A 13,830-nucleotide genomic window follows, 5' to 3' on the forward strand; every position below is an offset into this window, starting at 1 on the left:
ATGCCAAAACACTGGCCTAGGAAGCAATAAGAATTTCCCACACAAATGTAGTTCCTACGATTCGTAAATTTATTGCTAGCGGCTAGTAGTAAGTAATGGATCAAGAAGCCTCTGCGAGCCTAGCTCGGCTAGGCCGAAGCTTTTCTCTTCTCATAACTATTCGGAGACAAACTATGCGAAATTTTTTGAAGGCGATCGCTTTCGTCGTCCTTTTTGCCCTAGGCGCTTGCGCCCAGGCACAAGATGAACTGAGCCACGGAGTCATCACGGTGATTGCGCCGTTTCCGCCGGGCGGCGGTACGGATTTGATCTCACGCCTAGTGTCACGGAATATCTCCAAGCGCACTGGCTGGAACCTGGTGGTGGAGAATAAACCCGGTGCAGGCGGCAACGTAGCACTGTTCTCAGCAGCGCAGGCTCGTCCGGATGGCCATACATTGGTTATGGTTCAAACCGACAACATTGTTCTCAACCCTTGGCTCTACCGCAAGCTTGGCTATGACACCTTTAAGAGCTTCCAGTCCATTGGCTTAGTGGCCAGTTCGGCTAGCGTGTTCGTGGTTGCTCCCAATTCCCCCTTCAAGACACTGGCCGATGTCGTGGCGGCGGCGCGCAAGAAGCCAGGTTCGGTCACGTTTGGTATTCCTGGTATTGGTGGCAGCGGTGATCTGCTGGGACACATGTGGGAGAAGGCGGCTGGTATGAAAATGACTCACGTTCCATACCGTGGTTGGTCGCAGGCTTACCCAGATCTCAACAGTGGCCTTATCCAGGTCTATACCGGTTCGGTGGCCACGCTGCTGCCGCAGATCCAGAGCGGGCAAGTGCGAGCAATTGGCGTGGTGGATAGCAAGCGTTCGCCTAGTCTTCCTAACGTTCCCACCTTTGCTGAAAGCGGCTTTCAAAATATGACACAGCCTATCTGGTGGGGGCTGATGGCGCCGGCTCATACGCCTGACAGTATCGTCAAAGCGTTGAACGTAGCGCTACGTGCATCTCTGTCAGATCCGGCCATGATCAAGAGGCTGGAGGCTGCGGGCTACAGTCCTATGTCGAGTTCGCCAGCCGAGATGGACGCACTGCATCGCAAAGACAACGATCTATTTGGCAAGCTGGTTCAGGAAGCAGGCATTAAGCCGCAGTGATGATGGCGATGAACTTTAAATGATGAACGATAAATCATGATCGGACTCGAAATATATCCCCGAAAGCGAGTTGTCAATGCGGCAACCATTGCCCGGTTCAAGACCTTGCCTGTAGCTAACATTAGCGACTGCATGTCACGTATGTTCGCGGGTGGAGCGCGTTTACGTCCGATGCACGACGGCGCCATCATGGCTGGTGCCGCCCTGACGGTGCGCACTCGTCCTGGCGATAACCTGATGGTGCATAAAGCATTGGATCTGGCTCAGCCCGGTGACGTCATCGTGGTTGATGCCGGTGGTGATCTGACCAATGCCATCATTGGTGAAATCATGGTTGGTTATGCCAAGTCCCGAGGCATTGCCGGCATTGTCATCCATGGGGCCATCCGTGACGCCGATACGCTAGGCAAGGATTCATTCCCGGTCTATGCGTGCGGTGTCACGCACCGCGGTCCCTACAAAGACGGGCCGGGAGAAATTAACAAATCCATCGCACTCGATGGAATGACGATTGAGCCTGGTGATTTAGTCTTGGGGGACCAAGATGGTCTCCTTTGCGTTCCCTATGATCTAGCTGACGAAATTTATGAAGCAACGGTGGCTAAACATTCGATTGAGGAAAAAATGATGGTTGCCATTGCTACAGGTTCGCTAGATACGTCCTGGGTAGACAAGCGCTTGTCAGAGCTTGGTTGCAAGATCTACGCCTAACTTGAACGTACCCGGGGTAGCGTGGCGGCAGCGAATTATGGCAGGGTAATCGTGCTTAACGACAAAGCCCGTTCCCTCATCAAGGGCCAGTGAGGCCTGGATGAGAACTGGGTTCTCCCCTATAACGGCTCCCCGTTGCACAGGATGAACGACTCGGCCCGAAAGAAGGCACGCATGCGAGCTGCCGCTCATTGGGAGAAAGAGAAAGACAGGCCCGCACATTGGAGATTCGCCCATTTGCGCATGCACGATCTGAAGCACACCTTCGGACGCCGCCTTCGGGCGGCAGATGTACCTGAAGAAGATCGAAAAGCGATTCTCGGCCATACCGATGGCAGTGTTACCTCTCTCTACTCTGCCGCGGACCTTGCAAGCTGATCGAGTATGCCAATCGCGTATCAGCGACGGACACTAGAAGCCCTTCGCTGACCATTTTGGAAAAGAGGCCGTGAAGAATATGTCACGCAAAAGTCCCGCAAAAGAATAAGGGAGTTAGTGACTACCATCACTAACTCCCTTGGTACTACTGGTCGGGACGGCGGGATTCGAACTCGCGACCCCTTGCACCCCATGCAGGCCAGGGAAGATAAAACACCGATAATTCAATAACTTAGGGTGTGCGTTCGCTGCAAACTGCGTTCTACCTTACCTCACAACGGTTTACCTAATCCCGCAAAAGTCCCGCATGAATTACAGGCACTGGCTTCAGAGTACAGCGTAGCTCTAGGCTGATATATTCCCATTGGGTGGCAGATTAGGGATGTGCAAAGTAGGAAACTGCAGTGCACAGCGGTTGCCTGTAACCGTCTCGCCAGGCCCTCTTCTCGCCGCCCGCCCGCTTTTCTTCTCCTTCCGTCTGGCGACGGATCTTTACAGGAATTCATCATGCAATCCGCACCTTTTGCGGCGGCAACCTTTGCCCGCCGCCAGCGTCTGCTCGCGCCTACGCCGATCGTCCCGGAACAAGCCCCCATCGTTCGTGTTGACGCCACTTTCCCGGATGCCGAAAGGGCAGCGCGGCATGCGGTGCACATTTGGTTCTCGGGCAAGCTCGAGGAAAGCCTCATCGAATTCCGGGACGTACGACGCCGTCAGCACTGCGCGCGTCACGAGGATGGAGCGCTGCGGCATCACATGCGTATGACGGCATTCGAGCGAGCCTTCGCAGAGGAAGTCGGGCGCATCATCGTGGAGCGACGCCATGTCTGGCCCTTTACTTGAAAAGTTCGTCGGCGTGCGCATGTCCCACGACGAGCACCAGTCCTACCTGAAGGCCGCGGCCGATCTGGGGCTGAGCCTCTCGGAATACCTCCGGCTGCGCCTGGTCAATGCTGGCGAGGATCTGGTAGCCGATCAGATCGCGCAGTTGCGGCTGGCGCTGGTTGACACCTCAGACGATGACGTCTCGCGCGGCGCGCTTCGTCCGCTCATGCTCGAGCTGCTGCTCTCGCTGCGGCACCTGATGAAGCCGGCCGAGCTGCGCACGGTCCACGCCGAGCTGCAGCGATTGGGTACCACACCTTGGGCACCCGCCCAGCACAAACCCGGTACCCCCGAACCCTGACCCAGGCAAGTCCGAACGACTCGACTGCCCGGCGGAGAACTACATGAATTCAACGCGGATGGCTGCTTCGAGTACGGTGGCCTTCATTTTCCTGGGTGTGCTGGCCGGTTGCGGCTTTACGCCTAAAGAAGCTCCCATGCCCGATGCGGCTAATGCGGTACCGGTCAACCGAGTCGAGCCAGATACGCGCCCTTGGACAGAGATCTACCCGCCTATCGCCGCGCGCGCGCCGAGCGTGACAGCGGCCCCTGTTACGGTTGCAACGGCCTCAGCTCGGCCGGCAGAGCCGCCTGCCCCAGTCATCCCAGCACACGAAAAATCGGTCCCTGACGCCAAAGCCAAAGCAGCGAAACCGATCGCCAAAGCAACGTCTCCAGTGCCGCATGACCAGACTTCTGCGAGACCGTCGGCTCCGAATTCGCTGCCGGTCCCGATTCCCGAAGCCCCCGCCGATGTCGCGGCGATTGAGATTAAGCGCAGCGCGGCCGTTTTGGCCTCTGCCAAGGGGGCCACGCTGGCCTCCGTTCCGACCAAGCCGGACAAGCCTGCTGACCCGGCCAAGAAGTTCGTGCCGACGCCTGCACAGTGGGGCGCCAAGCGGATCACAGAAAGTAGTCCCAGCGCGCTGGTCGCATCGAACCGAGCGAGTGGCGCCAAGCAGTTGGGCGAAGACCGCATCACGCAATCCCTTACGCTTGATGCGGCCGGGCGCGACCCGATCTTGATGGCTGCAACCGCTTCCGTTCAGATTCCGCCCGAGGAGCAAGAATCCGGCCTTCTGGCTGGGGCTGGCACGCTATCTAGGTTGGCATCGAAATCCAAACTGCCATTGCGTCCCGCCAGTGCAGTGACGATGCCTGGGCCGATTGTGATGCGCGATTTCACTCCTAGCGAGAAGCTGCATGACCCAGTAAGCCCGATCACCGCGCCGACTAAGCCGCTCAGCCCTGATCTGACCTGGTCGGCCAGCGCCGGCATGTCGCTCTCGGATGCATTGCGCAACTGGGGCGAACAGGCAACGCCGCACTGGGCGATTGTCTGGAATACCTCGGAAGACTTTCGAATCGGTGCGCCCTTCACGATCCAGGCGCCCAAGTTCCTGGACGCGGCCTGCCAGCTCCTGGCCGCCGCGCGTCGCGAGCATCACACCTACACAGTAATTTCCCACCCGAATCATGTTCTGGTGGTGACGACTCCAACGGAATAACCATGACAAACCGAGTTCATCCCACCCTTTCATTCTGGATGCGGTGGGCAGTTCTGCTGCTCGTCGCCTCGCTCTCTGGCTGCGGCTCCTATCAGCGAATCAACGCCTCGGCCGTCAGCGCGCAGACGCAATATGACAAGGCAATTTCGCAGGTCAATGCCGCGCGCAGCGGCCCCCCCCTCATCGAGCACTCCGATACGCCCTGGCTGTCGCTTCAGCCAATAGTCGAACCCAAGGAAAAGCAGCCTCGCATCCCCAGGGGCCAGGACTGTTCGCTCAGATTCATCGCCGACGAACCCATGAGCTTGTCCGACTTCGCGCAGGTCGTCTCCCAGGAATGCCGGATCCCGGTTCGCATAACGCAAGACGCCTGGGCGGCATTAGCCAACGGTTCGATCCAGGATTCGAGCGCGCAGGCCGCGCCCCTTGGCAATGCTCCGTTCGTTCCGGGGCTCGGCCAGCCCAACCTGCCCGCAGCCGCGCGGATGGCCACGAGCAGCTCCGCCCGCGATTTCGCATACACGACATCGGGCAACGGCAAGATCCAGCCGATCCGTTGGCTGGGTAAGCCGCTCTCGGGCCTCCTGGATGTGGTGACCTCGCAGCTGGGTCTGTACTGGTCCTATCAGGACGGGTACGTGACGATCTCGTACTTGAAGACCCGGATTTTTCATCTGCCACTCTCTTCCGAGCTCGACTTCGAAACCAATGTCTCGAGCGGCGCAAGTCTTTCGGGGTCCAATAGCACAGCCGCGGCCGGCGGCGCCAGTACCAGTAAATCGACGGGCGACTCCTTGCAAAAGACATTGATGACGTTCAAGTCCAAGTTCGTCAACGAGGTCAGCCAGAACATCAATACGATGCTCACCCCGAATATCGGCAAAGCGTCGCTCTCGCCTTCGATCGGGATCGTGACGGTCACGGACTCTCCTGAAGTGCTGGACCGGATCGCGCAATACATGAACACCGTCAATACCCAGATGGGCCGGCAGGTGATGCTTTATGTGACGGTCGCGCAGATCACCCTCTCGGATTCGGACAGCCTGGGGATCAATTGGAATGGGGTATGGAAAACCGTGCGCGGCGTCGGCTTTACCCTGGCCAATGCCTTTACGCCCCTGAATGGTTCGTCCACGGCCGGCTTTGGCATCCTCACCAGCGCTACCGGGTCCGCGAGCCAGTTCGCCGGAACCCAGGCGGTATTGAGCGCTCTAGCAACCCAGGGTTCCGTGTCGATCATGCGCCAGCGCGGCGTCTTGACACAAAACCTGCAGCCCATGCCGGTCCATGTGACCAACGAGACGCAATATCCTTGCGGGCTGTCGCAGACCAATACCGCCCAGGTCGGTTCGACCCAAGGCACGGTCATGTGCAGTGTCGTGACCGGGTTCGCCCTGGATATGTTCGCCGACATCCATGAGAAGGCGCTCACGGTCATCTTCTCGCTGGACATGAGCCCGCCAGCGACCTTGACTCAAGTGCCAGGGACCGGGACCAACACGATCCCGGCGTATTACTCGGCCTCGGTGGATCGCCAGAACTTCCTGCAGCGCACGGGACTGATGTCTGGCCAGACTATGGTGATCTCGGACTTTCAGCAGTCGAGCGAGAAAACCGACAGGCAGGGCATCGGCGGCGTCTCGGACTGGGTTCCCACCGGCGGGGGCACACGCGACAAGTCGCGCAACGTCGTGGTCATCATCATCTCGCCGCAGATCATGAAGGCGCCCAATGCAAGCACGAGCCAAGGACCGCAAGCGGCCAATGACCAGAGCTGGCGAATTGGCGAGCGCAAGGCGGGCTAGTCATGCCCATCCTGGTTCTTGTGCTCTTTCTCGGAGCGCTCACCGCAGATATCACCGCCGACACCTCCCAGCAGCTGACTCAGGAACGCGCCCAGGCCAATGCGCGCAGTCTGGGCGCATCCATGCTGACCGTTCGCAATGCCCTCGAGGCCTACATGTCGGCCCATCCGAGTGCGTCGGGCAGCGTGGCCTTGAGCGCGTTGGGGTTACCGAGCTGGATGCTTCTCGACCCGCGCATTCAAGTTCAGATCTACAGCGGCCGAGGCTTCGTGTATCTCGTCCCGGCCGATTTCCCGCTTTCTGGCCGGCCAGCTTTGACGCGCCTTTTTTCCACCGATGGCGCGGCCGGGCTGGCGGGTATCGCGCACCACCAGGTGCTGGTGACCGGTGCGATGGGCGCGTCGCTCTCGCTTCCCGCTTCGATCCCTGAAAACAGCATCGTGCTGGCTCAATAGCGCAAGGCTTTCCTTGCGTTGACTTTCACCAGGTCTGGCGCAAACCCTCGCGGTTGATCTGAAGCCGTGAACGTGAGTTCGCGGCTTGAACAGGATTGCTCATGCGACTCATCACCCGTAAAGCAAGAGAAAGCAAGCAGACGGTCTTCAAGACCGTCAATGGCATTACGCCGATCAAGATAGGCCGGCGCATCTTCGTGAGCGGCCTGGACTGGCAGGTATTGCCCAATGGCGGGAACTACCAGATCGAAGCACGCAAGATCGCCAAACGAGAGCGGGAAGAGACGGGCAAGCCCTTCGAAGCTGTCTTCGTTCGCCGCCAGGCCGATGTCGTACAGGCTGGCTTCGCAGTGCGCGGGGCGCGCGCGCGCCGCGGCACAGTTCCCTTGGCCGCTGTGGCCGCCGATGCGCTGGGGCCGTCATTCCTCGCTGCTTTCGAAGTCGAGCCGGGCAAGTACGCCATCACCGGCGCGATGAACGACATTATCCTTCCTCAATCGGACAAGTACCTTGATGCCGTACAGGCACGTGCGCATTTCCAGAAGCTGTGGGACTCCTTGGAGTCCTCCCTGGGCGTGGAAGACTTCGAAGTCTATGCGCCCGAGGGGTTCTTCAAGGATGCCCAGCCCTATGCCCTCGACGCTCTGGCGCGGCACGTCAAGCGCAGCCATCGCCTGAAAAAGCGTCCCACTTTCGCGCCGAACGATCTGGCGCGGTATTTCGTCTGGGGCTGCGTTCTGACGGCGCTTCTGGCTGGCGGGTGGATCTATGCCTCAGATCAGGCCGAGAAATCGCGGCTTGCCCGTCAGAAGACGGTAGCGCCTGCGCATCCGGTCACTGCGGCTGAGCTGGCGGCCACGCGGCCCTGGACGTACCAGGCCCAGCCGGGCGTTTTCGCGCAGCGCTGTACGAAAAGCCTGGGCGTTCTCCCCCTGACCATGGACGGATGGGTGCTAGCCAATGCGCACTGCGAGGCAAACCTGGTCGCGGCCCAATATGCGCGCACGCAAGGCAGAACGTCCAATGGCTTTTCATCTGCCATTTCAACCTGGTCTCCCAGGCTACAGGTCGCTTTTTCGAACGATGGCGACTTGGCCACGGTCACCTGGGCCATGTCGATGCCGCCAGGCGGGGACGACGGTCTAGGCGCTTTACAAGCCCGCAAGACGGACTTCCTGAGTTACTGGCAACACCGGCTCATATCGGTCCCGATGACAAGCAGCGCATCCCAATTTGCAGCGGATTACGTCCCGCCCAAGACGGCTGCCGATCCCCGGCAGTTGCATCCGAACTGGCAAACCCTGTCCTGGGAAATCAAGGACAGCCCGCGCAACCCCACCAGCCTGATCGAGGGTCTCTCGGTCCCCGGCGTACGCATCCAGTCCATCTCGCTCGCCTTTGGCGAATCAGGCGACCTGAACTGGAGTCTCAAAGGAAATCTCTATGGTCAGTGAACGTCTTCAGCGCCAGCTCTGCAGGATCGGACAGCGCGCCGGTCTGCGTAGCAGCATCCTGCGCAGAATCTTGGTCTATGTCGTTTTGCCATTGCTCGTGTATTGGGCAATGAGTTGGGCGCCGCGGGCTCATGCCGCTGAGGCTGTCGCCGCCTCCACCCTGCACAGCCTTCCGACCAGTTCCGTTGGCCTGGCCAACAAGGTCGAACCCAGCGCCGCGAAACCGATCGCCACGGCCGGCGACGAGACACCTCGCCCGCCCCTGACGGTCAGCGACATCGATGCGGTGATGCAAGACGAAATCCTGCTCAAGGCCATGGTGCAGCGGGCCAAGCAGCGCCACGATCTGAGCCAGTATTCCGACGGCCAGACCTCGGGTCTGGTCGCACCGACCTTGCCGCACGTCCAATGGCGCCGCGCCACGGCTGCGGGCTGGGTTGCCAAATTCGTCTATGACGGCGGCGACTCGGTGGTCGCTGGGATTGGGGACTCACTCCCAGGCGGATATACCGTGGCTGTGCTCTCGGATGCCGCCGTCAAGATCAAACGCGGCGGCGCGATATTCGATCTTTTATCCGCGGCTCCCGGAAAGCCTACACCGGCCAACGATGCCGTGCAAAGGCCAGGATCTGGCAGTTCCCCACTGGCTTGGGCTCCTGGCGCTGCCCGGGCAGGCAGCGCGAATCTATCCCCACCCCTTCAGCCCATGCCCCCTCAATCTGTGGCGCCTGGCGTTCTCGGCGCTCGCCGCCAATAGGTTTCAAGATGGAACACACCTTTTTGGATTCGGATGAATCCGGCGTCATAGCTATGTCCACAGACGTTGCCACAGAGGTTTCGGTTGCCGGCACGGCGCAGGATGCGCCCGAAATCCTCCCGGAACTGCTGGGCGAAGAGCTGCCCGGCGCACCTCGGCTAGAACCCGCCATCAAGCCGATCGCGCGGCCCGAACAGGCGATCACGTCAATACTCTCGGCCAGGCCTGGACACGCCTACTACGCGCAACCAATCGTTCAACAGAAAGTGGTCCTGGGCGATAACGGCGTCCTGTATCTGGCTGAAGATGCCATGCGGGACATTCTGGTCATGGATTATGTGGCGATGCTCGATCGCCGCAAGGCGTTGTCGGACGGACGTGTCGTGCCTTACAAGACCACGCGCACGGTGCCGTATTCCGAGCTTCAGCGCCTCAATGCCCAGTTGGCCGGCGCCGATGAGCTCAGCGAGATCGATATCGCCCGCAAGACCGCCGAAGAGTCCGAGGTGATCTCGATCATTGCCGAGGGCGCAAAACTTCAAGCGTCCGATATCTTTTTCGAGATCCCTTATCGGGGCGACGCGGAAATTCACTACCGCATTGCCGGCGACATCGAGCGGCGCTTCCGGATTAAGCCCGAACGAATGAAACGGCTGATCCGAACCATATTCGAGTCCATGTGCGAGGCGCGTAGCGACCCTTACTACGATCCGACCCGTGATCAGACGGCGCGCATTGCCAGTGTCTTTCTCGAGGGACTGGGCCTGCATCGCTGCCGCGTCTCGACCGGCCCCACTGAAGAGGACCGGCCGCTATTGCAGTTGCGGCTGCATTACGACATGGGCGAGCCGCGCAGCCTGATCGAGCTGGGCTACACGCAACAACATCAGGACCTGCTCTACGATGCGGCCAGTTATCCCTATGGGTTCATCTTATTCACGGGGCCCACCGGCTGCGGCAAGTCCACGACTTTGAACAACATCGTGGGCTACCTTCAGATCCTGAATCGCTTTCGCAACAAGATCTATGCGCTGGAAGACCCGAACGAGATGCCCTACGTCGGCGCCATCGCCAAGAACATCTCACGCAACGGCGCTGGCCGAGAGGCCGAAGAGCTGGCCTGGGTTCAGGCCGGGGAAACCATCCTCAGGTGGAACCCGAACTGGGTCATTTTTGGCGAACTTCGCCTGCGGGCCACGATGGATGTGGCGCTCACGTCCGCGCTGACCAACCATCTGACCTGGGGCAGCCTGCACGCCAGCTCGTCGACCATCGCACCGGTGCGGTTGATGGAGGCCGGCATCGAGATGGGTTTTCTATGCGACCCGGAAATCTTCCGGCTCTTTGCCAATCAAAGCCTGGCCGCGCAGGTCTGTCCGGCTTGCTCGGTCCCTTATGAGCAAGGCGCAGCAAACCTGCAAGCAGGATTGCGACGGCGCGTAGAAGCGCTGTGCATGCCCGAGACGGTTAGGTTGCGCAATCCCCAGGGTTGCAGTCTGTGCCATCGCGGGGCGCTGCGGCTACGCACCCTTTGCGCTGAAGTAATGGCAACAGACGAGAAGCTCATGAAGGTGTTTCGCGATGAAGGCGAACACGCAATGCGCAAGTTCTGGGTCCATGAGCGCGGGGGAATGACCAAAACCTCACACGCGATCGCCAAGATCAATCAAGGGCTCATCGACCCGAGCGACGCCGAACGCATGGTGTCGCCCCTGGACGCGGACAGAAACCTGAAGCAATAGGCGTTGCCGCGTCGTCCGGGCCGAGGCCATCGCATTCAATAAATAGGAATACCAATGGCTTGGCCACAATTCATGCGGCGTGATAGGTCTGTCCCGTCCAAGCGGCGGGCAAATTTGAGGATTCTCACCAAGCAGCGCGCATTCAAACGCAGAATGAGAATCAACTTCTATCGAACGCTGCATCAGTACGAGAAAGCAGGCAGATCCAAAAAGCGCGCCCTGCAGTCGATGCGCGATACCTACAGCGCCTACCTGACTGTCAGACAGCGTATCGGCAACTGGCTATATCAACGGTTCGGGGGACGCAAGAAATTGGCCTTTCGTCCGGTCCCTGCCATCGTGGCTGAAGAGGCGTTGACCAAGGTGGATCAACCCCTTCATGAAGCGCTCGCCGACTGGCTTCCTGAATCCGAATTGGCCGTGCTCGAGGCCGGTGAAGTTTCAGGCGACCCGGTACAGAGTCTGGACATGGCCAAGCGGCTGGTCGAGCGTCAAACGCAGATGTGGGGCTCTCTGGTCAGCGGCTTCTCGTATCCCCTTCTTCTCATCGCCGGCGTCATGGCGGTTCTTTATGGTTTGGCCGGAGAACTGCCGAACGTGAACGTGAGCGGTGTATCGGGTTTCTCTCCGATTGCGGCCTTTGTGATCGGCGCCGCCGAATTCGTCTACGTCTATTGGTTCATCTCGATTTGCGGACCGATAGCGCTAATCGCGATTGCCATCCTGTCGCTTCCGCGTTGGACGGGGCGCGGTCGGATTCTGGCCGACCACATCGCGCCCTGGTCGTATTACCGGCGCATACACGGGGCGATGTTCCTCTTTTCGTATTGCGTCCTCCAGAAAAGCGGCTCGCCGGTGCTCAAGTCTCTGGCGGTTCTTGCCAGATCGGCCAACCCGTATCTCAAGTCACGCATTCATGCAGCCATGTATGGCGTGCGCCAGGGCTACAAGGTCGGTCAAGCACTCCGGCTGGCTGGGCACAATTTTCCAGACCGCGAAGCATTACCGGTTCTGGAAGACATCGGCTCTCTACAAGGGTCGGCCGATGCGCTGATCGAATATGCCGAGGGCTGGCTGGAAGACACCGTCAAGCTCATCGAGCAGATCTCCAAACGGTTCAACGCCTTCGCCAAGACCTGGATCATCATCTGGATCGCGCTGATCGCTGTGACGCTCCTTGAAATCATTCAACACTCCTACAAGTAGGCATTTGATGAAAATCTCGAATCAAAAAGCTCTTCACGCTCAACGCGGGTTCTGGATAGGCCCAGCACTCGGTACATTGGCGGTGGTTCTCGTACTGGTCGTCTTCGGCAGCGGAATTTTCCGCTTTCTCTCCAACCAATACACGATCTATACCGAGTTCAATAATCTCAAATCTGTCGTTACCGGCGCCGACGCACTCGAGCTAGGCGGCTCCTACGCCAGCGTCAACAATGCCGCACTTCAGACCTCCGAGGCCTTCGGCAACATGACGGGCGCGGCCGTCGGCGGCACGGTCATTAACAAGTGGGGCGGCCCCGTAACCGTGACCGGGACGGCGAGCAATGTCCAGATCACCTGGGGCGCCGTTCCTCCCAGTGCGTGTTCGGGCTTCTTGGCTCGCGCTGCCGACAGCAAGCTCTTTGACACCGCCTCCATGCCGACCTGCAACGGAACGGGCAATACGGACCTGACCTTCACGCACTACTAGCCCATAACTCAGGTATGTGAGCAATGCGATCATTATTTGCATTTCCGATGCGCCCGCGCGCTTCGAAGCCAACCTGCAAGCTCTCGAGTCAGGCTGGTTTCTGGCTTGGACCTGCGCTGGGCGCGCTTGCGCTCTTGATAATCATCGCCACGGGTTCAGCTGTTTTAATCCGCTATGCGGCCGAGACCCTACGTGTCAATTCCAGCGCTTCGCAACTGGAAGCCATGAGCACGGCCGCGGCGCATTATGTTGAAAGCAACTACGGTACGCTCACGACCTCATTGGCGCTAAACGGCGCCGCTTCGTCCGTGACCCCGGCCATGATGCAGACAGACGGAGACCTGGACAGCGGATATTCTGCGATGAACGCATACGGCCAGAGCTACCTTCTCCAGCTCCGATACGTAACACAGGGGTCTGGCGCGAATATTCGTAACGTCATCGAACCCATGCTGTGCACCATGGGTGGGACACAGCTCGCGGATCAGATCGCGCTTCGAATTGCGTCAAAGGTTGATGCAGGGGGAACCGTTCTCTCTACCAGTCCCACAATTGCCATGGGTAATAACGGGCAATGGTCGCAAGTACTGGCCAACTTCGGTATCGCGCCTGGCGCAGGACACGTCTGCGTCGGACTCTTCGCCAACGACGCCGGGATGATCGCGGACTATCTGTACCGCAATGCAGTTCCTGGACACCCTGAAGTCAATCGCATGAATACTACGATCGACATGAACAATAACGCGATCAATAACGCTTCCACTGTGACGGCATTGGGAAAAATATCTGCAGGAGGAGACGTCGAAGTCGGGAAATATCTTCAAATTGATGGGGTAGCGACGATCAATCAATCGTGCTCCCCGAATGGCATTATGGCCAAAGACGCCTCGGGTAATGCTCTGGTCTGTCTTGCAGGCGCATGGGCACGCTACGTCAATGTGGCGGGCGACACGATGACCGGCGCACTGCAAGTCAATCAGAATAGCTGGTCGATGTTGGCGATGAATGGTAGCGGCGCTCCCAATGCAGCGGCTCAATCTCCCGCGGGAAGTCTCTATATCAATGACGCCTATGTCAGATCAATAGGCAAATGGATAAGCCAGGTTCTATCAGGATTTGGGCCTCATGGTCCAGTTTCCTATGTCTATCCGACAGGAAACATCTACACAGGTGGATGTCTTAATGAAGTCTTCACCGATGGCAGTCAGGCGTCCACTGGGTATTGTTGGTCACCGAGTCCAAATGGAAATTAAGTGCGTGGCCAATCACGAGCACGCGAAAAAATAAATCGGAAGAA

The 13,830-nt window shown here is 59.0% G+C and carries 14 protein-coding genes; 13 read left to right on the top strand and 1 reads right to left on the bottom strand.

Translation table 11 applies throughout. From position 1 onward, the window contains the following. Window positions 1–173: 173 nt before the first annotated feature. The 9 genes from H143_RS0118035 (at window position 174) to pilO2 (ending at window position 8,341) form a co-directional block, all read left to right on the top strand. Window positions 174–1,145 (top strand): tripartite tricarboxylate transporter substrate binding protein, encoded by a 972-nt coding sequence (locus H143_RS0118035; RefSeq protein WP_019939666.1) that lies wholly within the window; start codon window positions 174–176, stop codon window positions 1,143–1,145. A 36-nt stretch (window positions 1,146–1,181) separates the two neighbouring features. Further along, window positions 1,182–1,856, top strand: a complete 675-nt coding sequence (locus H143_RS0118040; RefSeq protein WP_019939667.1) for an RraA family protein — start codon at window positions 1,182–1,184, stop codon at window positions 1,854–1,856. A gap of 144 nt (window positions 1,857–2,000) precedes the next feature. After that, a complete protein-coding gene (locus H143_RS23050; protein WP_231378518.1) occupies window positions 2,001–2,234 on the top strand; it encodes a hypothetical protein in 234 nt (77 codons plus the stop codon). Between the two features lie 507 nt (window positions 2,235–2,741). Next, entirely contained in the window at window positions 2,742–3,077 is a 336-nt protein-coding gene (locus H143_RS23055) for a hypothetical protein (protein WP_155803438.1), read from the top strand. After that, window positions 3,058–3,420: a hypothetical protein gene (locus tag H143_RS0118050; protein ID WP_019939669.1), complete on the top strand. Its 363-nt coding sequence runs from the start codon at window positions 3,058–3,060 to the stop codon at window positions 3,418–3,420. Before H143_RS23055 ends, H143_RS0118050 begins: the two co-directional genes overlap by 20 nt. Before the next feature lie 43 nt (window positions 3,421–3,463). Continuing rightward, entirely contained in the window at window positions 3,464–4,627 is a 1,164-nt protein-coding gene (locus H143_RS0118055) for a TcpQ domain-containing protein (protein ID WP_081627091.1), read from the top strand. Window positions 4,628–4,629: 2 nt separating this feature from the next. Then, window positions 4,630–6,432 carry a PilN family type IVB pilus formation outer membrane protein gene (locus tag H143_RS0118060; RefSeq protein WP_026350212.1) on the top strand — a complete coding sequence of 601 codons (1,803 nt, stop codon included), beginning with the start codon at window positions 4,630–4,632 and terminating at the stop codon, window positions 6,430–6,432. A gap of 2 nt (window positions 6,433–6,434) precedes the next feature. Further along, window positions 6,435–6,887, top strand: coding sequence for a type IV pilus biogenesis protein PilM (gene pilM / locus H143_RS0118065; RefSeq protein ID WP_019939672.1), 453 nt, complete (start codon window positions 6,435–6,437; stop codon window positions 6,885–6,887). A 101-nt stretch (window positions 6,888–6,988) separates the two neighbouring features. Next, window positions 6,989–8,341: a type 4b pilus protein PilO2 gene (pilO2, locus tag H143_RS0118070; RefSeq protein ID WP_019939673.1), complete on the top strand. Its 1,353-nt coding sequence runs from the start codon at window positions 6,989–6,991 to the stop codon at window positions 8,339–8,341. Between the two features lie 490 nt (window positions 8,342–8,831). Here pilO2 and H143_RS23305 read toward each other — a convergent pair whose 3' ends face one another. Then, window positions 8,832–8,909 carry a hypothetical protein gene (locus H143_RS23305; RefSeq protein ID WP_369751169.1) on the bottom strand — a complete coding sequence of 26 codons (78 nt, stop codon included), beginning with the start codon at window positions 8,907–8,909 and terminating at the stop codon, window positions 8,832–8,834. Window positions 8,910–9,151: 242 nt separating this feature from the next. Between H143_RS23305 and H143_RS0118080 the strand changes: the two genes are divergently transcribed. From H143_RS0118080 to pilV, 4 genes are all read left to right on the top strand, one after another. Beyond that, window positions 9,152–10,840, top strand: a complete 1,689-nt coding sequence (locus H143_RS0118080; protein WP_033366865.1) for an ATPase, T2SS/T4P/T4SS family — start codon at window positions 9,152–9,154, stop codon at window positions 10,838–10,840. Window positions 10,841–10,993: 153 nt separating this feature from the next. Then, window positions 10,994–12,046 carry a type II secretion system F family protein gene (locus H143_RS0118085; RefSeq protein WP_019939676.1) on the top strand — a complete coding sequence of 351 codons (1,053 nt, stop codon included), beginning with the start codon at window positions 10,994–10,996 and terminating at the stop codon, window positions 12,044–12,046. Between the two features lie 7 nt (window positions 12,047–12,053). Further along, a complete protein-coding gene (locus tag H143_RS21740) occupies window positions 12,054–12,533 on the top strand; it encodes a type 4 pilus major pilin (RefSeq protein ID WP_081627092.1) in 480 nt (159 codons plus the stop codon). Between the two features lie 23 nt (window positions 12,534–12,556). Further along, window positions 12,557–13,786, top strand: coding sequence for a shufflon system plasmid conjugative transfer pilus tip adhesin PilV (gene pilV, locus H143_RS0118095; RefSeq protein ID WP_155803439.1), 1,230 nt, complete (start codon window positions 12,557–12,559; stop codon window positions 13,784–13,786). Window positions 13,787–13,830 lie beyond the last annotated feature (44 nt).

This window comes from Bordetella sp. FB-8, from assembly GCF_000382185.1.
GTDB lineage: Bacteria > Pseudomonadota > Gammaproteobacteria > Burkholderiales > Burkholderiaceae_B > Bordetella.